Raw genomic sequence first — 20,245 nt, forward strand, 5'->3', positions numbered from 1 at the left:
GGCTGCGCCGCCGGTGCGTCTTTTGGGTTGCCCCAGCAGCCCAAAAGACGCACGGGCCGCGTAGCGGCCTATCCCACGTTCCGGCGCAGCCAGGTCACCTCGGCGCCCTCGCCGCCGCTGCGGTAGGGCTCGAGGGCCTCGTCCCAGGCCGTGCCCAACACCCGGTTCAGCTCCTCGACGATGTTGCTGCCACCGGCGAGCAGTGACCGCAGCCGCATCTCGCCGACCACGACGTCGCCGTTCGCGCTCGTGTTGCCCCGCCACAGTCCCAGTCCGGGCACGTGACTGTAGCGCTCGCCGTCGACGCCGTCGCTGGGGTCCTCGGTGATCTCGAAGCGGATCATCGGCCACACCCGGAGGGCGTCGACGAGGCGTGCGGCGGTCCCCACCGGACCCGCCCAGTTCACAGTGGTGCGCAGTTGTCCGACGTCGACCGGTTGACCGATCCAGGTGAGATCCGGACGGCAATCGAGGGTGGCGGCCAGTGCCCATTCGATATGCGGGCAGACCGCAGCAGGCGACGAGTGGATGTAGACCACCCCGGTCGTCGCATCCGCGAACTGGTTCGACGCACGCACTACACACCTCCACTTCGACGAGGGACGTCTTCCCCAACGGCCTGACATCGAAGCGGTCGCGCATGGCGACAGAGGACAGTCTGCCCGTGTTACTCCTGTTTCGCTAGGGAACGGATGAGGAATTTGAGAATTCGGTGAGGACGTCGTCCGCGAGGGCGGGCCACAGTGGTTTCGCCCACTCGCCGAATGCCCTGTCCGTCAGCACGACACACGCGATCCCCGCGCGGGGATCGACCCACAGGAATGTACCGGACTGACCGAAGTGCCCGTACGTTTCGGGTGAATTGGCCGCACCGGTCCAGTGGGGGTCCTTCCGGCCGCGGATCTCGACACCGAGCCCCCAGTCGTTGGGCTTGTGCATCCCGTACCCGGGCACGATCCCGTCGAGTCCGGGGAACTGCACCCGGGTGGCCTCCGCAAGCGTCTGGGTCGACACCAGACGGGGCGCGAGCAGTTCCGCGGCGAAGTGCGTCAGGTCGGTGAGCGACGACTGCCCACCGTGCCCGGCAGGTCCCGGCAGCGACGACTCCCGCATGCCGAGCGGCTCGAAGACGGCCTGGGTGAGGTATTCGGGGAACGGGATGCCGGTCTCGCCCTCGACGAGCTCCGCGAGAATTTCGAAGCCCGCGCTCGAGTAGATCCGCTTGCGGCCGGGCTCCGCCTGCGACACGCGTTCGTCGAAGGCCAGTCCCGAGGCGTGCGCCAGCAGATGGCGGACGGTCGACCCCGGCGGACCGGCGGGCTGATCGAGTTCGAGCGCGCCCTCCTCCACAGCGACGAGGACCGCGTAGGCGACGAGCGGCTTGGTGACCGATGCGAGACGGTAGAGCCGCAACTGGTCGCCGCGCTCTGCGACGACGCCGCCGGCGCGGGTGAGAACCGCGGCGGCGGCGTGGTCGACAGGCCAGTCGGAGATCGCGTCGAGGCTGTTCACGTACCCAGCCTAGAAGACGGCACCGGTGGCCGCGGAATCACCGATCGGCGTCGGTGTACCGGATGACGCCGCGGATGTTCTTCCCGTCGAGCATGTCCTGGTAGCCGTCGTTGACCTGCTCGAGGGTATACGTGCGGGTGACCATGTCCGCGAGGTTGAGCTGTCCGGCCTTGTACATCGCGAGCAGGTTCGGAATGTCGACCCGCGCATTGCAGCCGCCGAAGATGTTGCCCTGCAGATCCTTCTGCAGCATCGCGAACAGGAACGCGTTCAGCTTCACGTCCATGTCCGTCATGTGCCCCATCGCGGTGACCACGCAGCGGCCGTTCTTCGCGGTCAGCTGCAAGGCCTCCTCGACGTACTCGCCGCGCATCTCGCCCACGGTGATGATCGTCTTGTCCGCCATGCGTCCCCACGTGGTCTCCATGATCGGCATGAGCGCCTCGGCCATCGACGGGTAGGCGTGCGTCGCGCCGAACTTCAGGGCCTGCTCCCGCTTCCACGGCACGGGGTCGATCGCGAAGATCTGTCGCGCTCCGGACGCGACGGCGCCCTGCAGGGCGCTCATCCCCACGCCCCCCACGCCGATCACGGCGACAGCCTCCCCGGGCTTGACGTCGGCGACGTGGGTGGCCGAGCCCCAGCCGGTGGGCACGCCGCAGCCGACGAGGGCGGCCAGCTCGAACGGGACGTCCTTGTCGATCTTGACGACCTGTGTCTGGTTGACCGTCATGTACGGCGAGAAGGTGCCGAGCAGGCACATCGGGATCACGTGCTGTCCGCGCGCCTGGATCCGGTAGGTGCCGTCGGAGATCGCCATCCCGCTGAGCAGGCCCGCGCCGAGATCGCACAGGTTCGAGTGACCGGTGGCGCACGACGGGCAGCGACCGCATGCCGGAATGAAGGACAGGACGACGTGATCGCCGACCTCCAGGCCGACGACGCCGTCGCCGACCTTCGTGATGACGCCGGACCCCTCGTGGCCGCCCATCACCGGGAAGGACGGCATGGGCGTCGCTCCCGTGACGATGTGGTGGTCCGAGTGGCACATCCCCGCCGCCTCCATGCGGATCTGCACCTCGCCCGCGACCGGGTCACCGATCTCGATTTCCTCCACCGACCACGGCTCGTTGAGACCCCACAGGATCGCGCCCTTGGTCTTCATCTGCATCGCCCTCCGTCACAGTGCGTGTGTACGCATGTGACCATAGCCACAAGACGGCGAAATTGGAACAGGTTCTATCGCCGGCGGTCGGCCCGGCCGCAAGCCGGACCGCACCCCCGCCGCACCCGCCGGGCCGGCGGCGCCGGCACGGTGAAACCGGACCGATCACGCGAACGGGACGTCGACCAGGGTGAATCCCAGGGTGAAGATCGAAAACCGCGTAACCCTTCCCCGGGCAGCGGCGGTGTAGACGGCATGAACGTGATCGCCTCGCTGCTCGTCGCGTGGGTCGCCGTCGCTGCGGTGGTGGCCACGATCGTCGGGGCAGCGATCGCCCTCAGAGCCGAGCATCGGTCCCCGCGGCCCGGTCCGATGCAGCCGAAGGGACCACGACGGCGCCCGCACGGTGCGGCCCGCGCCGAGCGGCCGCGCACCGTGTGCGCGGAGCTGCGGGACTGACGCGGCGCCCGGCCCGTCCGGGCCGGGCGCCGGTCCGAGGTGGCGCCGAACGTCGGGGTGCTCGACGCCACCACGATGTCCATCGGGCAGGCGCCGGCGCGTGTGACAGCAGGCGAGGGTGAGACCCGGGGTGATATCCACGGCCGGCGGGTGCGGTCCCGTCGGCGCACTCCGATACGCGACATGCCCAACCGGGTCCGACCGACCCGAGGTTCGGATAGCTTGACTGTGGTACCCGCAATTTCGGCCGCGATTCCATGTCGTAGGAGCTGCGTGTGGCGCACGACCCGACTCTCGTCTTCCACGGCGCCGCGCAGACGGTCACCGGCTCGTGCACGGAGATCGCGCTGGACTCGACGCGGATTCTGGTGGACTGCGGCCTGTTCCAGGGCTCACGCACTCTCGAAGAGCTGAACTACGGTGACTTCGCGTTCGCACCGGACGAGATCGACGCCGTCGTCCTCACCCATGCCCACATCGATCATTGCGGTCTGCTGCCCAAGCTGGTGGCCCAGGGTTTCGAGGGGCCGATCTTCTGCACCGGCCCGACCACCGACCTGCTGGAATTCATGCTCGCCGACGCCGGGCGCATCCAGGAGTTCGAAGCCGAGCGGCGGAATCGGCGACGCGACCGCACGCGCGGAAGGAGGTTCGCCCCGCTGTACACGGAGGCAGACGCCCTTGCCGCCTGGGGGCAGGCCCGTCCTGTGGCGCTCGAAGAGTGGTTCGAGCCCGCTGCAGGCTTTCGCGCACGGCTGTGGAACGCGGGGCACATACTGGGGGCCGCGTCGGCGGAGATCGACGCGGAGGGTGTGCGCCTGCTCTTCTCCGGCGACCTCGGTCCCGCCCAGAAGGCGTTCCACCCCGACCCGACCGGCCCCTCGGGGCCGGACCATCTCGTCTGCGAATCCACCTACGGAAACCGGACCCGCGTGCGGATGACGATCGAGCAACGGCGTGACCTGCTCGAAGAGGAGATCGACCGTGCGCTCGGGCACGGCGGCAACCTCGTCGTCCCCGCCTTCGCGCTGGAACGGACGCAGGAACTGCTGCTCGACATCGCACACCTCGTCGACGAGAACCGCATCCCCGCGGTGCCGGTGTTCGTCGACTCACCGCTCGCCAACCGGGCGACCGCGGTGTTCGCCGCGCACGCGAGCGAACTCGAGGATCTCGAGGGGAAGAACATCTTCCACCATCCGGCGATCCACTACATCGACGACGCCTCCACGTCCAAGCGGATCAACGACGTCTCGGGAGCGATCATCATCGCGGCCTCGGGAATGTGCGAGGCGGGGCGCATCCGTCACCACCTGAAGCACAATCTGCACCGCCGGGATTCGACGATTCTGTTCGTCGGCTTCCAGGCGCAGGGTTCGCTCGGCCGCGTGATTCTCGACGGTGCGAAGCGTGTCCGCATCTCCGGTCAGGACATCGACGTGCGGGCGCAGATCCGGCGGATCGACAGCTATTCCGCACACGCGGATCAGGCCGAACTCCTGGACTGGATCACGGCACGCGGTCCCGTGGCAGGCAGCCTGTTCCTCACCCACGGCGAGCCGGAGGCCGTGGCGGCGCTGGCCGAACTGGTGCACGAGCTCGATCCTTCGCTGTCGATCGTCACCCCGGAGATCGGCGAGAGCTACCAGGTGGCGCCCGGCGCCCCCGCGTCACGGGTTCGACCCGCTCGCGCGGACGTCGCGCGCCTGAGCGGGCGCGATTGGCAGAACGACTACGCCGAACTGGCAGTGAGCCTCAAGCAGCAGCTCGGACGCATCGCGGATGCGGAGTCGCGCCGGAAGGCCGTCACCGAGATCCGCGAGATCCTCGACAGCTACGCGGATGTCCACCCCTCGCACGGCACGCGGAAGCGCCGCTGAGCCGGTCCGCACCCCCTCGAGGCGCCCGAATCGCCTGGTTCGGGACCTTCTACCCTGCCCGACCGGGCCGTTCTCCTTCACATCCGCTCGCAGGCCGCCTACGCTCGAATCCGGCCACGCCCCCCTGCACAGTGGCCCTGCCCCGCCGGCGACGACGCGCGAAGCCGGCGGGGCCTCGCATCCTCCCCCTTCGGCAGCACTGCAGCGCCCGCACCTACCGGGGCGGCTACCTCTTGCGGGCGGTGAGCAGCAGGTACTCGGCGTCGTACGCGGTCCGGCCGGGCTCTCCGGCTCGATTCCAGTCCGTGAGGAACTGCAGAAAGCTCCGGTCGAGCTCCGCGGTCCGGTCCGGGTCGGCGGCGTTGAACCGGTACACCGCGATCACCGGACCGTAGTTGCGCTTCCAGTACTCGCGGAACTCGGCCGGCTCCGGGCTGTGGTCCATCACCACGCTTCGGCGATCCATGCTCAGGTCGCTGATCCGATCGCCGAACAACTCCCGGACGTGCCGCTCGTCGCCCCACATCGGGGGCGGCGACGCGCCGGGCGGGGGCGGCGGCGCATACGGGGCCATGAGCCGGAACAGCTGACCGATGAAGCCCTCCGGTGTCCAGTTGATCATCCCGATCGTCCCACCCGGCCGGCACACCCGCAGCAGTTCGTCGGCGACGGCCCGGTGGTGTGGTGCGAACATCGCGCCCACGCTGGAGAGCACGACGTCGAAGCCGGCGTCGGGGAACGGCAGGGCCTCCGCGTCCGCCTCCACCCACTCGAGGTCCACGCCCCGCTCCGCCGCGGCGCTGCGGCCCGCGACGAACAACTCCGGCGTCAGATCGGCGGCGGTGACGATCGCGCCCCGTTCGGCGGCCGGGATGGCAGCGTTGCCGGATCCGGCGCCCACGTCGAGGACCCGCAGGCCCGCCACCACCCCGGCCGCGGCGACGAGCGTCGGCCCGAACGTCGGGATCAGGTCGGCCGCGACCGCCGGATAGTTCCCGGCCGCCCACAACGCCCGGTGCCTGGCCTTCAGCGCCCGGTCGCCGTCACGTTCCACGATGCCGGTCATGATCACTCCTTCGTCCGATGCTGCGGGATCGTGTGTCCCGCACTGGCACCGAGACAGACGTCGCCGCCGCCGCAGGGACGCAATCCCGGCGGAGCGTGCAGGCACCGACGTGGGAGTGCGTCCTTTCCCCGGTACCGTCGTCTGTGGAGGGACACCGCCCGTACAGCGCCCCTTCCCGGAGGACCACACCATGACCACGGCATCCACCCTGACCACGGCATCCACCAGGTCCGCGACGGACGCGGACGCCCTGACCACCGAAGCCGTCTGGCGCGAGTTCGGAGCGCAGCTCCGCGTCTTCGTGCAGCGGCGGATCGCCGATCCGGACCGCGCCGACGACGTGCTCGGCGAAATCCTGCTGCGCGTCCACAGGAACCTCGGCCGGGTCGAGGACCGCGAGCACCTGATCCGGTGGGTGTACCGGATCGCCCGCAGCGCGATCATCGACGACTACCGACGGGCCGCCCGGGATCGGGACCGGCTCGCACCGCTCACCGGCGACGCGCCCGACCCGGCCGGACCGGACGGGGACGACGCGGCGACCGCCCAGCGGGAGCTGGCCGCCTGCCTGCGCCCGCTGCTCGACGGGCTCTCCCCCGAGCAGCGCCGAGCCGTCGAGCTGACCGACCTGGAAGGTCTGACGCAGGCCCGCGCCGCCGCCGTCGAAGGGGTGTCGCTGTCGGGAATGAAGTCCCGGGTCCAGCGGGGCCGGCGGAAGCTGGCCGAACTGCTCGGACGGTGCTGCGCCCTGACCCTCGATGCGCACGGGATGCCCGTGGACTACACCACCCCGACCGACTGCCGCTGCGCCGGCGACCCCCGCTGATCCAGGGGTGCTGATCCTGCGGTGCGCGCCGGTGTGCCGTCGCCGGACGGCACACCGGGGCGAGTTCCGATCAGCCGCAGCAGGCCCCCGCTGTCGGGCTGTCCTCGCTCGCGCAGGCGACCGCACACGCCGAACCCGTCAGCCCGTCCGGGTTGGCGGGATCGTCGTCGGTCACGGCGTAGTACTCCCACCATCCGTTGGGCACGTCGGGCGCGTCGACGAAAACCTTGTCCTGCACGGCATGGCAGCACAGATCCTGCTCGGCGATCGTGGCGGTCAGTCCGGCAGCACGGAACCGAGCCAGCGCTCCGGACACCTCGTCGGGGCCGTCCGTCTCGATCCCCAGGTGGTTCAGACGTTCGCGCGCACCGGGATTCTCGATCAGCACCAGCTTCAGCGGCGGGTCCTCGATCGCGAAGTTGGCGTACCCGGGGCGCTGTTTGTGCGGTGACACCCCGAACAACGCGGTGTAGAACTCGGTCGCCGCGGTGATGTCCTCGACGTTGAGAGCGAGCTGGACTCGGGTGGCAGACATGGCGGTCTCTCCTCGAAATCGGGACACCGGCCCGGGAATCCACCATGGATCCTCGTCACCGTGTGTCCTCCCTACTGACGACCGTCGCGCCGAACGGACGCAGCCGCGTCGTTCGCGCTCGGCGAATGCGTCCTTCGTCGCGGTGCGACGTCCGAAAGGAGACCCGGTCACCGACTCGAAAGGACCCGTCGTGAACACCACATCGACCACGCTGCCCGAGAACTGGAACCGCGCGATGGCCGTCGTCGCGCATCCCGACGACCTCGAGTACGGCGCGGCCGGCGCCGTCGCCCGCTGGACCCGCTCGGGCAAGTCGGTGGCCTACGTCGTCGCCACCGACGGCGAGGCCGGCATCGACGGCCGCACCCCCGCCGAGGCGGCACCTCTGCGACGCCGCGAGCAGCTCGAAGCCGCCGCCGTCGTCGGCGTCGAGGACGTGACATTCCTCGGATACCGCGACGGCGTCGTCGAATACGGACTCGACCTGCGCCGCGCCATCGCCCGCGAGATCCGGAGGTTCCGGCCGGACGTGCTGATCACCGCCACGTACGAGCCCACCTACGGACTGGACGGCGGGCGCATCGTCAATCAGGCCGACCACCGCGCCGTGGGCCTGGCGGTACTCGACGGCGCCCGCGACGCCGGCAATCGCTGGATCTTCCCCGAGTTGCTCGACGAGAACCTGCCTCCGTGGCACGGGGTCGGCCACGTGTACCTGATGGGCGCGAACGAGCCGTCGCACGCCGTCGACGTCACCGAGAGTCTCGACGCCGGAATCGAATCACTGCGCGCCCACCGGTCCTACCTGGACGGGCTGGGCCGGGACTTCGATCCTGCGGCGTTCCTGCGCGAGTTCACCGCGGCCGCCGGAACCCGAATCGGCGTGCGGCACGCCGTCGCCTTCCAGCAGATCCGGCTCCAGGGGGTGTGACGGCCGGAGCGGGAAGGGTGGGGCGGGCGGGGCTCGAACCCGCGACCAATGGATTATGAGTCCACGGCTCTAACCGACTGAGCTACCGCCCCGTCCGCGCGTATCCGAAGGTACGCGACGTGTGCCGAATGCTACCGGCCGCGACGGCCGGTCCCGGTCGCGGGTCACCCCGTGTCGCCGGGCCAGGCCGAACCGCGGCCACGAGGAGGCGTGTGTAACTTCCGTCACACCGGCCACGGTTCGTGCCGGCCGGGACGCGAAAACCCCTTCCACCCGAGATCGGGTGGAAGGGGTTTTCCGGAAGCTCCCCCGGCTGGACTCGAACCAGCAACCGTTCGATTAACAGTCGAATGCTCTGCCAATTGAGCTACAGGGGATTGTCCTGCGTGCCCCGCCGTTTCCCGCGGTGCGTGAAGAACTGTAGCGCCCCACCCGACGCGGCACCAAATCGCCTGCCTGTGAGCCCGGGGACCTGGATCGGGCAGGATGGGTAAGACGCTGACACGGCTGAACGGAGACGACGTTGATCGGACTTTTGGTGGGGGTTGCCGCGGGCTACGTCCTGGGGACACGGGCAGGCCGCGCCCGATACGAACAGCTCAGCAGGACGGCGAAGGCGGTCGCAGGTAGCCCGGTGACGAAGAAGGCGATCGAGGTGAGCCGGCAGAAGCTGGCCGACTCCCTCAGCCCGGAGCCGAAGCTCGAACCGATGAAGCCGCTCGACGAGCAGACCACGATCCTCGTCCCCCGCGACCAGTTGCGGCGGTGACGCGGGTGGCGTGAGGTCAGCCGGCCAGGCCGTCGCCGCTGGTGTCGCCGATGGCCTGGTCGAGCAGGCTGCGCCGATACTGCTCGAGTGCGACGAGGTCCCCGAGCAGCGAGTGGAACTCGTCGGATTCGGTGGCCGGGGAGATGCGCTGCAGTTTGGATTTGAGTTCGGCGACCTGCTCCCCCACCCAGACCTCCTGCAGCCGCGCGAGGACCCCGCCGATGTAGCGGGGCATCCGGTCCTCCTCCGCGGGCAGCGAGTCCACCGCGAGTTCCATGACCAGCGAGTGCACCACGGGGTCGGTGGCGGCGCGGCCGACGGCGTCGACCCATTCCGCGCCGCCGAGTCCCGCGCCGGTCCCGCCGACCGCGGCCACGGCTTCGCGGACGGCCGCGTAGGCCGGATCGGTGAACGTCTCCGCGGGCAGCGAATCGAACACGGTCCCGGCGATGCCGGGGTACTGCAGCGCCGCCTTGAGGGCGTCGCGCTGCGGCCACAGCGCCGGATCGTCGGGACGCGGCCGACGCAGGACCGTCTCCGCGGGCCCCGCCTCCGCCCGCTGGTGCGGCGCGACGGTGCGTGCCTTCTCGTCGCCGCCGCGCGCGACGCGACGGGACTCCTCCTGCACCCGGCGGCGGACGGCCGGAATGTCGTCCCAGCCCACCCAGTGCGACAACTGCACCGCGTAACTGTCGCGCAGCGTACGTTCCTTGATCCGGGCCACCACGGGAACCGTCCGGCGCAGCGCCTCCACCCGACCCTCGGCGGTGTCGAGGTCGTGCTCGGCGAGAATCGACTTGACGACGAACTCGAACATCGGGGTGCGCCGGGCGACGAGGTCGCGCACCGCTCCGTCGCCGGACTCCTGCCGCAGCTCGCACGGATCCATGCCCTGCGGTGCGATCGCGACGAATGTCTTCGCCGTGGTCTTCTGGTCGCCCTCGAACGCCTTCATCGCCGCAGCCCGGCCGGCGGCGTCGCCGTCGAAGGTGTAGATGATCTCACCGCGGAAGTAGCTGTCGTCCATGAGCAGTCGCCGCAGCATCGCCAGATGCTCGTCGCCGAACGCGGTGCCGCACGCGGCCACTGCGGTTTTCACGCCCGACAGGTGCATTGCCATGACGTCGGTGTAGCCCTCGACGATCACCGCCTGGTGCGCCTTGGCGATCTCCCGCTTGGCCAGGTCGAGTCCGAACAGCACCTGGGATTTCTTGTAGAGCAACGTTTCCGGGGTGTTGACGTACTTTGCCGCGAGCGTGTCGTCGTCGAACAGGCGGCGGGCTCCGAATCCGATGACGTCGCCGGCGAGGTTGCGGATCGGCCACAGCAGCCGCCGGTGGAACCGGTCGATGGGTCCGCGGCGACCCTGCTTGGACAGACCGGCCGCCTCGAGCTCGGCGAATTCGAAGCCGCGGGAGAGCAGGTGCCTGGTGAGCGCATCCCAGCCGGCGGGAGCGTATCCGCACCCGAACGCCGCGGCCGCGGCTTCGTCGAAGCTGCGTTCGGTCAGGTAGTCCCGCGCCGCCTGAGCGTCGGGCGTCCGCAGCTGCTCGGCGTAGAACTCCTGCGCCGCCGCGTTGGCGGCGACGAGCCGTGCGCGGGTGCCGCGGTCGCGCTGCACCGACGGTCCCCCGCCCTCGTAGTTGAGGGTGTAGCCGACCCGGTCGGCGAGCTGCTCGACGGCTTCGACGAAACTGATGTGCTCGATCTTCTGCAGGAACGAGTACACGTCGCCGCCCTCGCCGCAGCCGAAGCAGTGGAAGTGGCCGTGGTTGGGACGGACGTGGAAGGACGGGGACTTCTCGTCGTGGAAGGGGCACAGCCCCTTCATCGAATCGGCGCCGCCGCGCCTGAGGGCGACGTACTCGCCGACGATGTCCTCGATCCGGACGCGGTCACGGACGGCCGCGATGTCCCTGTCTGAAATTCGCCCGGCCACGACGACGAGTCTAGGCGCTACCCCCAACTCGCCTGCGCGGCGAGGCTGTCGCGGTCGATCCGCTCGAGCCGGGACTCGGTGCACGAAGCGATCTGGTCGACGATCACCCGCATGCGGGCGGCGTCGTCGGGCGCGGCGTCCCAGAGGGGGACGAAGAACGGGTCGAGGCCGACAGGGGCCGTGCGCTCGAGCCATTCGGCGACGCGGTGGATCCGTTCCCGCTGCCGTTCCTGACGCTGCCGGTGGGCGGCATCGGACATCACGAACTGCAGGGCCATGGTCTTGAGCAGGGCCACCTCGGACGCGACGACAGGCGGGACGACGAGGTCGGCGTCGTAGCGGGTGACCGGGCGATCGCCGGTGACGGCGCGGGTGCCGATGATCGCGGCCGTCGCGAAGCGGCCGACGAGTTCACTGGTGAGCCGCTTGAGCGCCACCGAGCACGCGAGGCTGCCGTCGTAGGTGTCGACGGCCTGGACCACCGGCATCTGCGACAGTCGCTTCGAGGCCTCCACCAGCTCGTTCGGATCGAGACCGGAGAACTCGCGCATGCCGAGATCGACGAGCGTGTTCACCGACGCCGGGTCGGTGAGCACGCGCAGGTCGATCCGTCCGTCGATCACGCCGTCCTCGACGTCGTGGACGGAGTAGGCGACGTCGTCGGACCAGTCCATGATCTGGGCTTCGAGGCACTTGCGCCGGTCCGGCGCGCCGTCGCGCACCCACTCGAGGACGTCGGCGTCGTCGTCGTAGGCGCCGAACTTCGCGCCGGGCGCCGGGCGGGTCCACGGATACTTCAGTGTCGCGTCGAGGGCCGCGCGGGTGAGATTGAGACCGGCGCTCGCGCCGTCGGGATGGACGATCTTCGGCTCGAGGCACGTGAGGATCCGCAGATTCTGCGCGTTGCCCTCGAATCCGCCGCACCCGGCGGCTACCTCGTCGAGGGCGCGCTCGCCGTTGTGACCGTAGGGCGGGTGCCCGATGTCGTGCGCGAGGCCGGCGAGGTCCACCAGGTCGGGATCGCAACCGAGCCCGTCGGCGATGCTGCGGCCGATCTGGGCGACCTCGATCGAGTGGGTGAGCCGGGTGCGCGGAGTGTCACCGTCGCGGGGGCCGACGACCTGGGTCTTGTCGGCGAGCCGCCGCAGGGCGGCGCTGTGCTGGACCCGGGCGCGGTCCCGCGCGAACGGCGTACGGCTCGCGGTCGCCGGCCCGGCACCGGCGAGCGCCGATACCTTCGGGACCTCGGTGACACGCCGTTCGAGGTCGTGTTCGTCGTAGCCCGGCATCACGTCCTCCTTCACTGTGCGGCCGTGTAGGGGAAGTCCGCCGAGTCGTGGGTGAGCTGGTACCAGATCAGCGCGCCCGTCTCACGGGCGATCCCGTGCAGCTGCGACTCCCGGGTGTACACGGCGGGTCCGGTGCGGGTCGGCGCGGTCCACGCGTCGAGACCGGCGTCGCGGGCCATGGTGCGAGTACGCAGCGAATGCCACGGATCGCTCACCAGCACCGCGGAGTGCAGCCCCTGCGCGCTCATCTCGCGTCCGACCGCCTCGACACTGAGCAGCGTGTCCGAGCCCTCCTCGACCGCGGTGATCGCCGACTCCGGCACACCCTTGGCGACCAGATAGTTCTTGCCGGAGGCCGCCTCGGTGAACAGGTCACCCTCCTGCTTCCCGCCGACGGTGACGATCCGTTCGGCTACCCGGTTCTCGTACAGGGTGAAGGCCTGGTCGAGGCGGGCCTGGAACACCGACGAGGGGGTGCCGGAGTATTGGGCGGCGCCGAGCACGACGATGGCGTCGGCCGGGCTCCAGTCGTCGATGCGCGCCACCTGCCACACCCGCACCGCGGTCCCGGCGAGGACCGCGATCGCCGCGAGCACCACTCCGAGCACCAGCCGGCGTGTCCAGCGCGCGACGCTCGTCCCGAACCCACGCCGGGTTTCGGGGAGGGGCGGTGCTGGGCGTAGACGGGCTGCGGTACTCACTCCCCGATTCTGCCAGTGTTGCGTGTGTGCCCACCCGGCGACGCGCCACGGGCGACGACGCAGGCGAGCCGATAGATTCGAACGCATGTCACCGCATTCGGTCGTCGTCCGGCCACGTCCGGTCCGTCCGCTCCACCGTTCGCTGTCGCTGTCGGTGCCGGTCCTGCTGGCGGCGCTGGCCTGGTTGTTGCTGCCCGGTTCGGCGACGGCCGAGCCGCCCTTCCGGCTCCCGCAGCCGATCACCGACACGGCCGGCGTACTGGGTCCGGCGGAGACGGCGCAGATCGAGCAGGCGGCGGACGCGCTCTACGCCGAGCACGGGGTGCAGTTGTGGGTGGCGTACGTGCCGACATTTTCCGGACTGTCGTCCGACGACTGGACCGAGCAGACCGCGCAGGCCAGCAACTTCGGCACCGACACCGCCCTGCTCGCCGTGGCCACGCAGGACCGCGAGTACGCGCTGTGGACGCCGAACGCGTTGTCCGGGGTCACCGCGTCCGAGCGGGACGCCATCAGCACGGATCGGATCGTGCCGCAGCTGCGGGACGAGAACTGGGCCGGGGCCGCGGTGGCGGCGGCCGAGGGTCTCGACGAGGCGTTGTCGGCCTCGGGTTCGGGCTCGGGCTCGGGCACCACGCTGCTCGTGGGGGGCGGGGTCATCGCCGCCGGCGCCGGCGGGGTGTACCTGTACTCCAAGCGCGCCAAGCGCAAGCGGGCCGAGGCGGGCGCCCGGGCCGCGGCGGACACCGACCCGGCCGACACCGACGCACTGAGTGCACTGCCGCTCGAAGGGCTCGAACTACATGCCCAGAAGATCCTGGTCGAGACCGACAACGCGGTCCGTTCGAGCCACGAGGCGCTCGAACTGGCGCGCGGGGAATTCGGCGATGCCGCGGTTCAACCGTTCGACCACGCCTACCGTCAGGCGCAGTCGGCCCTGGCGTCCGCGTTCGAGATCCGGCAGCGGCTCGACGACGCCATCCCCGAGACGCCTCAGCAGCAGCGCGACATGCTCGTGCAGTTGATCTCGTCGTGCGGGCGCGCGGACCGGGAACTCGACGCGCAGGTCGAGGCCTTCGACCGGATGCGCGATCTGCTGCTCGATGCACCCGCCCGCCTCGACGCACTCACCCAGCGCGCGATCGCGTTGCGGGCCCGCCTCCCCGAGGCCGAGGCGACGCTGGCGAACCTGCGCACGGAGTTCCCGGCCGGCGCGCTCGCCCCGATCACCGACAACGTGGCGCTGGCCCAGGACGAGATCGAGTTCGCCGAGAAGTCAGTCGACCAGGGCCGCACCGCGGTGGCGCGCCCCGTCGGCGAGCAGGGCGACGCGGTGCGCGCCATCCGGGAAGCGGAAGGCGCTCTGGGGCACGCGGCGACCATGCTCGACGCGATCGACCACGCCGCCGACGACATCCGGCGGGCGATCGCGACGTTGCCGGCGGCGATGGCCGACGCCGAACAGGGCATCGCCGACGCGGGACAGCTCGCCGATGCCGGGGGCGCGGAACTCGCCGAAGCCCGCAGGGCCGCGCAGGAGGCACTCGACCACGCGCGGGCGGCGATGAACACCGACCCGCTGGGCAGCTTCACCCGAGTCGTCGAGGCGGACGCCCGCCTCGACGCGCTGCGCGCCCGCACCCGTCAGGCACAGGAGCAGGCGCAGCGCAGCCGTCAACGTCTCGAGCAGGATCTGACGGCCGCCCAGTCCCAGGTCACCGCTGCCGCGGACTTCATCGGGACGCGGCGCGGCGTGATCGGCGCCGAAGCCCGCACCCGCCTGTCGGAGGCGCAGCGCCATCTGCAGGCCGCGCAGCAGCTCGCCGCCCACGACCCGGGCCGGGCCCTGCAACACGCTCAGGCGGCGGGGACCCTCGCGGCGAATGCGCTGCGCGCAGCGCAGAACGACGTGCAGCGTTGGGACCGTCAGCAGCGTCCGCCCCGCGGCGGCGCCTCCGGCGGCAACATCGCCGGTGCGGTGCTCGGCGGCATCCTGATAAACAGCGTCCTGACCGGTGGCCGCGGGGGCTTCGGCGGCGGGGGCTTCGGCGGCGGGGGCTTCGGCGGTGGGGGCTTCGGGGGCGGCGGGTTCGGCGGCAGCAGCGGCGGGCGGTTCTGACCGCGACCGTGCAGTGAGGGGGTCGCCTCGTGCGAGGCGACCCCCTCACTGCGGCTGCGCGGTCAGGCGCCGATCAGCCGCTGGGCCAGGTAACCCTCGACCTGGTCGAGCCCGACGCGCTCCTGCGCCATGGTGTCGCGCTCGCGGATGGTGACGGCCTGGTCCTCGAGGGTGTCGAAGTCGACCGTGATGCAGAACGGGGTGCCGATCTCGTCCTGGCGGCGGTAGCGGCGGCCGATGGCGCCGGCGTCGTCGAACTCGATGTTCCAGTACTGGCGCAGCTGCGCGGCGAGGTCCTTCGCCTTGGGGCTCAGATCCGCATTGCGCGACAGCGGCAGCACCGCCGCCTTGACCGGGGCGAGCCGGCGATCGAGGCGCAGCACGGTGCGCTTGTCGACGCCACCCTTCGCGTTGGGTGCCTCGTCCTCGCTGTAGGCGTCGACGAGGAACGCCATGAGCGAACGCGTCAGACCCGCTGCCGGCTCGATGACGTACGGGGTGTACCGCTCGTTGGTGGTCTGGTCGAAGAAGCTCAGGTCGGCACCCGAGTGCTGCGCGTGCGTCGACAGGTCGAAGTCGGTGCGGTTGGCGACGCCCTCGAGCTCGCCCCATTCGCTGCCCTGGAAGTGGAAGCGGTACTCGATGTCGACGGTGCGCTTGGAGTAGTGGGACAGCTTGTCCTGCGGGTGCTCGTACAGGCGCAGGTTGTCCTTGTTGATGCCGAGTCCGGTGTACCAGTCCATCCGGTAGTCGATCCAGTACTGGTGCCACTGCTCGTCCTCGCCCGGCTTGACGAAGAACTCCATCTCCATCTGCTCGAACTCGCGGGTCCGGAAGATGAAGTTGCCCGGGGTGATCTCGTTGCGGAAGCTCTTGCCGATCTGGCCGATGCCGAACGGCGGCTTCTTGCGCGACGTGGTGAGCACGTTGGCGAAGTTCACGAAGATGCCCTGCGCGGTCTCGGGACGCAGGTAGTGCAGCCCCTCCTCGCTCTCGATCGGGCCGAGATAGGTCTTGAGCATCATGTTGAAGTCGCGGGGCTCGGTCCACTGGCCCTTGGTGCCGCAGTCGGGGCAGGCGATCTCCGACATCGGAACAGCGTCGGGATCGTCGAGCTTGTTCTTCTCGGCGTACGCCTCCTGCAGGTGATCCTGGCGGTGGCGCTTGTGACAGCTCAGGCACTCGACGAGCGGATCGTTGAAGACCCCGACATGACCCGAGGCCACCCACACCTGACGCGGCAGGATCACCGACGAGTCCAGTCCGACGACGTCCTCGCGGCTGGTGACCATGTTGCGCCACCACTGCTTCTTGATGTTCTCCTTGAGCTCCACGCCGAGCGGCCCGTAGTCCCAGGCCGACCTCGTACCGCCGTAGATCTCACCGCAGGGATAGACCAGGCCCCGGCGCTTGGCCAGGTTGGCGACGGTATCGATCTTGGATTTCGGTGCCACTCGGATTCACTCCATCTTCGATGCGGGGTTTCGCAGCGTGCGTCGACCCGTAAGCCTATCGCTCCGGTCGGCGGGGCCGAACGTCGCGCCGGTTGACATGCACATTCGTGCATATCAAAATGGGATCGGTTTGCAATAACGCGGCCGAGGACCCGAAGGAGACCCGTTGAGCGTTGCCGACACCGGCCCCGGCGGCGACGCCAGCGCCGCGCCCCCTCCGCACGAGGACTGCCGTCCGGGCTCGGCGGCACCCGCCCCGGCCCCGGCTCCGTCGCGGGAGACCCTCGCCGCCGCCGGCGAGCTCCTGCGCGCCCTGGCCGCACCCGTGCGCATCGCGATCGTGCTGCAACTGCGCGAGTCCGAACACTGTGTCCACGAGCTGGTCGGGGCGCTCGGCGTCACCCAACCGCTGATCAGCCAGCACCTGCGCATCCTCAAGGCCGCAGGCGTGGTCCGCGGCGAGCGCGCCGGACGCGAGGTGCTCTACCGTCTCGTCGACGACCATCTCGCCCACATCGTCGTCGATGCCGTCGCCCACGTCGAGGAAGGTTGACCCCAGCCGTGCCGCCCGCCCCCAAACCCGTCGTCGGAGTCCGCTCCACCAGACAACGCAGTGCGATCTCCGCGCTGCTCGACGAGATCGAAGAATTCCGTTCGGCCCAGGACCTGCACGACGAACTGCGCCGGCGCGGCGAGGGCATCGGCCTGACCACCGTCTACCGCACCCTGCAGTCCCTTGCCGAAGCCGGCACCGTCGACGTGCTGCGCACCGACAGCGGGGAGTCCGTCTACCGGCGCTGCTCGTCCGGTCACCACCACCATCTCGTGTGCCGCGCGTGCGGATTCACCGTCGAGGTGGACGGGCCCGCGGTCGAGCGCTGGTCCCACGAGGTGGCCGAGGACAACGGCTTCGTCGACGTCAGCCACACCGTCGAGATCTTCGGCACCTGCCGCGAGTGCGCGGACGCCGAGCCCCCAACCTCCCGCTGAGCGCAGCCCTCCCGCCGAGCGCAGCCTCCGCTGAGCGGTGACCCTCAGCGGCACCCGCAGCCGTCGCAACCGCACCCGCCCAGCAGATCGACGGTCTCGCCGCCCGGCTCGTCGAACACGCACGCCCGGCCGCCGAGCCGCGTTGCGAGGTCGGGAGCCGACGGCACCAGCGCCGCCACGACCGCGACCGCGCGCGCCAGGTGCGCCGGCACCAGCGGGTGCGCCGGGACGCGCTGCACCGCCGTCACCCGATCCTGGTGGAGTTCGAGTCTCGCGTCCGGCCACTGCGCCTGCAGGTCGACGAGGACCTCGGCCGCGCGGGTGCGACCGGCGATCCGCTCCACCAGGTACGTCGTCAGCTCCACCACCCCCGCTCGGGAGTCGACGACGACGTAGGTGAGCACATCGTCGACCCAGATCGGTACATCGCCGTCCGTGTCGGGTTCGATCTCCTCGGTGAGGACCGTCGACAGGACACGCAGCACGGCCGCGCGCAGCGCGTCGTCGTCCCCGGTGACGATCGGGAGGTCCCAGTCGAGTTCGCTCACTCGGATCCGCCCGTACCCGCGACGGCCGAGCGCGCGTCGCCGGCACCACCGAGCACGAGCAGCAGCATCGTCGTCAGGGGCGAATCGTCGAGCCCGGTGGCGGGAAAGGAGTACCGGAGCACCACGTCCGCCTCGGCGTCCCGCTCGACGAGGTGGATCGACCCGAACTGCAGCGCGTCGGCTGCCGTGGCGACGCGTGTGCGCAACGCGTCGTCTAGTGGCAGGTCCCACGCGAGGATTCCGGTCAGCGACACCACGTCGAGGCCTTCGGTGAGGGTCACCACCCGCACGGCGCAGGGCACGCCCGCGTAGTCGAATCCCAGCGCGTCGTCGCCGTTCGTCCTGGGTTCGTGCAGGGCGACGAACTCCGCCAGCGCGGACGCGATCCGCTCGCGCAGGCCCAGTCCGCTCGGGTCCATTCCGCCGGGGTCGGGTGCCCGATCGCCCGGTCCGGTCCCGGCGTCCGTCACTTCACACCCCCGAATCGACGGTCGCGCGAGGCGTACTCCACACACGCGGCCCACAGGTCCCGACGGTCGAAGTCGGGAAACATCTTGTCCTGGAACACCATTTCGGCGTAGGCCGACTGCCAGAGCAGGAAGTTCGAGGTGCGCTGCTCACCGGACGGCCGCAGGAACAGGTCCACGTCCGGCATGTCGGGCTCGTCGAGGTACCGCCCCACCGTGGCCTCGGTGACGCGTTCCGGGTCGAGCTCACCCGCAGCCACGCGACGCGCGATTTCCCTTGCAGCATCGGCGATCTCGGCGCGACCCCCGTAGTTCACGCACATGGTGAGGGTCATCACGTCGTTGTCGCGGGTCAGTTCCTCGGCGATCTCGAGTTCCTTGACGACGCTGCGCCACAGCTTGGGCCGTCGTCCGGCCCAGCGCACGCGCACCCCCATCTCGTGCATCTCGTCGCGCCGGCGGCGGATGACGTCCCGGTTGAAGCCCATGAGGAAGCGCACCTCGTCCGGGCTGCGCTTCCAGTTCTCGGTGGAGAACGCATACGCCGAGAGCCACTTGACGCCCATCTCGATGCAGCCGCACACGGTGTCCATCAGCACCGCCTCGCCGCGTTCGTGGCCGGCGGTGCGGGGCAGGCCGCGTTCCTGTGCCCAGCGTCCGTTGCCGTCCATGACCAGGGCGACGTGCCGCGGGATCAGTTCGGGCTGCAGACCCGGTGGGCGGGCGCCGGACGGATGCGGGTCGGGCGGCCGGATCTCGCGGTCACGCGATGCTTGCGGGGTGCGGCGTCGAATCACGCCCCCCATCCTGCCCGACCGTCTCCCCCTCCACAGTCACGGCATGGGGACGACTGCGTTCGATGAGGGGCAGGGTCCGCAACTGCCGCTCCAGATGCCACTGTAGATGGGCGGCGATCAAGCCGCTGACCTGCCCACGCGTGGCCGCGGACACCGTTTCGGTGCCCTGCCAGCGACCGTGGAACAGCGCGTCCATCAGGTCCAGCACACCCGCGCCGGGGGTCGCGGCACCCGGCGGACGGCACCGCACGCACACCGCTCCCCCGGCCGCGACATGGAATGCGCGATGCGGGCCGGGCTCGTCGCAGCGGGCGCAGCGGTCGATCGCCGGTGCCCAGCCGGCGTAGGCCATCGCGCGCAGCAGGTACGCGTCGAGAATCAGCTCCGGCGGCCGGATCCGGTCGGACAGCGCACGGAGGGCACCGACGGTGAGGCGGTGCAGTTGCGGGACGGGAGCGCGTTCCTCACCGGCGAGCCGTTCGGCGGTCTCGAGCACGGCACACGCGGTGGTGTAGCGGCCGTAGTCGTCGACGATGTCGGCACCGAACGCGTCGACGGTCTGGACCTGCGTGACGATGTCGAGGCTGCGACCCGGATGTAGTTGCACGTCGATGTGCGCGAACGGCTCGAGCCGGGCCCCGAACTTCGAGCGGGTGCGGCGCACACCTTTCGCGACGGCCCGCACGAGCCCGTGGCGACGGGTGAGCAGGGTGACGATGCGGTCGGCCTCGCCCAGCTTGTGCTGGCGCAGCACCACCGCGTGATCCCGGTACAACCTCACGATCCGAGTCTGTCACG

At 70.3% G+C, this 20,245-nt stretch carries 21 protein-coding genes and 2 tRNA genes; 8 read left to right on the forward strand and 15 right to left on the reverse strand.

Features of this window, described 5'->3' with window-relative positions; all coding sequences use genetic code 11:
* Window positions 1-68: 68 nt before the first annotated feature.
* The 3 genes from F1734_RS16525 to F1734_RS16535 form a co-directional block, all read right to left on the reverse strand.
* Window positions 69-578 carry a DUF3145 domain-containing protein gene (locus F1734_RS16525; protein WP_003937070.1) on the reverse strand — a complete coding sequence of 170 codons (510 nt, stop codon included), beginning with the start codon at window positions 576-578 and terminating at the stop codon, window positions 69-71.
* Window positions 579-681: 103 nt separating this feature from the next.
* Complete coding sequence (locus F1734_RS16530; RefSeq protein WP_010594286.1) at window positions 682-1,512, reverse strand: serine hydrolase domain-containing protein; 831 nt, start codon at window positions 1,510-1,512, stop codon at window positions 682-684.
* A 37-nt stretch (window positions 1,513-1,549) separates the two neighbouring features.
* The gene (locus F1734_RS16535; protein ID WP_010594285.1) at window positions 1,550-2,677 is read right to left on the reverse strand and encodes an NDMA-dependent alcohol dehydrogenase; all 1,128 of its coding nucleotides are present in this window, start codon (window positions 2,675-2,677) and stop codon (window positions 1,550-1,552) included.
* A gap of 255 nt (window positions 2,678-2,932) precedes the next feature.
* On the opposite strand from F1734_RS16535, the gene F1734_RS16540 reads away from it, so the two are divergent.
* A complete protein-coding gene (locus F1734_RS16540; protein ID WP_010594284.1) occupies window positions 2,933-3,136 on the forward strand; it encodes a hypothetical protein in 204 nt (67 codons plus the stop codon).
* A gap of 275 nt (window positions 3,137-3,411) precedes the next feature.
* Window positions 3,412-5,016 carry an MBL fold metallo-hydrolase gene (locus F1734_RS16545; RefSeq protein ID WP_010594283.1) on the forward strand — a complete coding sequence of 535 codons (1,605 nt, stop codon included), beginning with the start codon at window positions 3,412-3,414 and terminating at the stop codon, window positions 5,014-5,016.
* A 226-nt stretch (window positions 5,017-5,242) separates the two neighbouring features.
* Here F1734_RS16545 and F1734_RS16550 read toward each other — a convergent pair whose 3' ends face one another.
* The gene (locus tag F1734_RS16550) at window positions 5,243-6,082 is read right to left on the reverse strand and encodes a class I SAM-dependent methyltransferase (protein WP_203010796.1); all 840 of its coding nucleotides are present in this window, start codon (window positions 6,080-6,082) and stop codon (window positions 5,243-5,245) included.
* A 190-nt stretch (window positions 6,083-6,272) separates the two neighbouring features.
* Here F1734_RS16550 and F1734_RS16555 point away from each other — a divergent pair, with 190 nt between their 5' ends.
* A complete protein-coding gene (locus tag F1734_RS16555) occupies window positions 6,273-6,908 on the forward strand; it encodes a sigma-70 family RNA polymerase sigma factor (RefSeq protein ID WP_010594281.1) in 636 nt (211 codons plus the stop codon).
* 70 nt (window positions 6,909-6,978) lie between these two features.
* Here the strand turns inward: F1734_RS16555 and F1734_RS16560 are convergent, their stop codons facing one another.
* Window positions 6,979-7,443 carry an ArsI/CadI family heavy metal resistance metalloenzyme gene (locus F1734_RS16560; RefSeq protein WP_017680336.1) on the reverse strand — a complete coding sequence of 155 codons (465 nt, stop codon included), beginning with the start codon at window positions 7,441-7,443 and terminating at the stop codon, window positions 6,979-6,981.
* Between the two features lie 190 nt (window positions 7,444-7,633).
* Here F1734_RS16560 and F1734_RS16565 point away from each other — a divergent pair, with 190 nt between their 5' ends.
* Window positions 7,634-8,374 (forward strand): PIG-L deacetylase family protein, encoded by a 741-nt coding sequence (locus tag F1734_RS16565; protein ID WP_010594278.1) that lies wholly within the window; start codon window positions 7,634-7,636, stop codon window positions 8,372-8,374.
* A gap of 18 nt (window positions 8,375-8,392) precedes the next feature.
* Here F1734_RS16565 and F1734_RS16570 read toward each other — a convergent pair.
* A tRNA-Ile gene (locus F1734_RS16570) sits at window positions 8,393-8,466 on the reverse strand.
* 212 nt (window positions 8,467-8,678) lie between these two features.
* Window positions 8,679-8,751, reverse strand: a tRNA-Asn gene (locus F1734_RS16575).
* A 146-nt stretch (window positions 8,752-8,897) separates the two neighbouring features.
* On the opposite strand from F1734_RS16575, the gene F1734_RS16580 reads away from it, so the two are divergent.
* Window positions 8,898-9,143, forward strand: coding sequence for a hypothetical protein (locus F1734_RS16580; RefSeq protein WP_010594277.1), 246 nt, complete (start codon window positions 8,898-8,900; stop codon window positions 9,141-9,143).
* A gap of 16 nt (window positions 9,144-9,159) precedes the next feature.
* On the opposite strand, the gene dnaG is transcribed toward F1734_RS16580, so the two are convergent.
* The 3 genes from dnaG to F1734_RS16595 are packed head-to-tail and all read right to left on the reverse strand — an operon-like array spanning window position 9,160 to window position 13,072.
* Complete coding sequence (gene dnaG / locus F1734_RS16585; protein WP_010594276.1) at window positions 9,160-11,082, reverse strand: DNA primase; 1,923 nt, start codon at window positions 11,080-11,082, stop codon at window positions 9,160-9,162.
* Window positions 11,083-11,099: 17 nt separating this feature from the next.
* Window positions 11,100-12,371, reverse strand: a complete 1,272-nt coding sequence (locus F1734_RS16590) for a deoxyguanosinetriphosphate triphosphohydrolase (protein WP_010594275.1) — start codon at window positions 12,369-12,371, stop codon at window positions 11,100-11,102.
* A gap of 11 nt (window positions 12,372-12,382) precedes the next feature.
* A complete protein-coding gene (locus F1734_RS16595; protein WP_026137657.1) occupies window positions 12,383-13,072 on the reverse strand; it encodes a YdcF family protein in 690 nt (229 codons plus the stop codon).
* 85 nt (window positions 13,073-13,157) lie between these two features.
* Here F1734_RS16595 and F1734_RS26450 point away from each other — a divergent pair, with 85 nt between their 5' ends.
* On the forward strand, window positions 13,158-15,191 hold the full coding sequence (locus F1734_RS26450; RefSeq protein WP_203010797.1) for a TPM domain-containing protein: 2,034 nt from the start codon (window positions 13,158-13,160) through the stop codon (window positions 15,189-15,191).
* A 62-nt stretch (window positions 15,192-15,253) separates the two neighbouring features.
* On the opposite strand, the gene F1734_RS16605 is transcribed toward F1734_RS26450, so the two are convergent.
* The gene (locus F1734_RS16605; protein WP_017680332.1) at window positions 15,254-16,645 is read right to left on the reverse strand and encodes a glycine--tRNA ligase; all 1,392 of its coding nucleotides are present in this window, start codon (window positions 16,643-16,645) and stop codon (window positions 15,254-15,256) included.
* 166 nt (window positions 16,646-16,811) lie between these two features.
* Here F1734_RS16605 and F1734_RS16610 point away from each other — a divergent pair, with 166 nt between their 5' ends.
* Window positions 16,812-17,198, forward strand: a complete 387-nt coding sequence (locus F1734_RS16610) for an ArsR/SmtB family transcription factor (protein ID WP_010594271.1) — start codon at window positions 16,812-16,814, stop codon at window positions 17,196-17,198.
* An 8-nt stretch (window positions 17,199-17,206) separates the two neighbouring features.
* On the forward strand, window positions 17,207-17,635 hold the full coding sequence (locus F1734_RS16615; RefSeq protein ID WP_010594270.1) for a Fur family transcriptional regulator: 429 nt from the start codon (window positions 17,207-17,209) through the stop codon (window positions 17,633-17,635).
* A gap of 44 nt (window positions 17,636-17,679) precedes the next feature.
* Here F1734_RS16615 and F1734_RS16620 read toward each other — a convergent pair whose 3' ends face one another.
* The 4 genes from F1734_RS16620 to recO are packed head-to-tail and all read right to left on the reverse strand — an operon-like array spanning window position 17,680 to window position 20,228.
* Entirely contained in the window at window positions 17,680-18,183 is a 504-nt protein-coding gene (locus F1734_RS16620; RefSeq protein WP_059174735.1) for a T3SS (YopN, CesT) and YbjN peptide-binding chaperone 1, read from the reverse strand.
* Window positions 18,180-18,602, reverse strand: coding sequence for a hypothetical protein (locus tag F1734_RS16625; RefSeq protein ID WP_026137656.1), 423 nt, complete (start codon window positions 18,600-18,602; stop codon window positions 18,180-18,182). Before F1734_RS16625 ends, F1734_RS16620 begins: the two co-directional genes overlap by 4 nt.
* A 47-nt stretch (window positions 18,603-18,649) precedes the next feature.
* The gene (locus F1734_RS16630; protein WP_043805362.1) at window positions 18,650-19,456 is read right to left on the reverse strand and encodes an isoprenyl transferase; all 807 of its coding nucleotides are present in this window, start codon (window positions 19,454-19,456) and stop codon (window positions 18,650-18,652) included.
* A complete protein-coding gene (recO, locus tag F1734_RS16635) occupies window positions 19,413-20,228 on the reverse strand; it encodes a DNA repair protein RecO (RefSeq protein ID WP_072786381.1) in 816 nt (271 codons plus the stop codon). The genes F1734_RS16630 and recO overlap by 44 nt, the downstream gene beginning before the upstream one ends.
* Window positions 20,229-20,245: the final 17 nt, after the last annotated feature.

Origin of the sequence: Rhodococcus ruber (genome assembly GCF_016804345.1) — a bacterium.
GTDB lineage: Bacteria > Actinomycetota > Actinomycetes > Mycobacteriales > Mycobacteriaceae > Rhodococcus > Rhodococcus ruber.

Bases quoted from the DNA above. Each gene is read 5' to 3' on its own strand.
- F1734_RS26450 (WP_203010797.1), top strand. From the start codon at position 13,158: ATGTCACCGCATTCGGTCGTCGTCCGGCCACGTCCGGTCCGTCCGCTC.
- F1734_RS16555 (WP_010594281.1), top strand. From the start codon at position 6,273: ATGACCACGGCATCCACCCTGACCACGGCATCCACCAGGTCCGCGACG.
- F1734_RS16550 (WP_203010796.1), bottom strand. From the start codon at position 6,082: ATGACCGGCATCGTGGAACGTGACGGCGACCGGGCGCTGAAGGCCAGG.
- F1734_RS16535 (WP_010594285.1), bottom strand. From the start codon at position 2,677: ATGAAGACCAAGGGCGCGATCCTGTGGGGTCTCAACGAGCCGTGGTCG.
- F1734_RS16560 (WP_017680336.1), bottom strand. From the start codon at position 7,443: ATGTCTGCCACCCGAGTCCAGCTCGCTCTCAACGTCGAGGACATCACC.
- F1734_RS16540 (WP_010594284.1), top strand. From the start codon at position 2,933: ATGAACGTGATCGCCTCGCTGCTCGTCGCGTGGGTCGCCGTCGCTGCG.
- F1734_RS16625 (WP_026137656.1), bottom strand. From the start codon at position 18,602: ATGGACCCGAGCGGACTGGGCCTGCGCGAGCGGATCGCGTCCGCGCTG.
- F1734_RS16590 (WP_010594275.1), bottom strand. From the start codon at position 12,371: ATGCCGGGCTACGACGAACACGACCTCGAACGGCGTGTCACCGAGGTC.
- F1734_RS16630 (WP_043805362.1), bottom strand. From the start codon at position 19,456: ATGGGGGGCGTGATTCGACGCCGCACCCCGCAAGCATCGCGTGACCGC.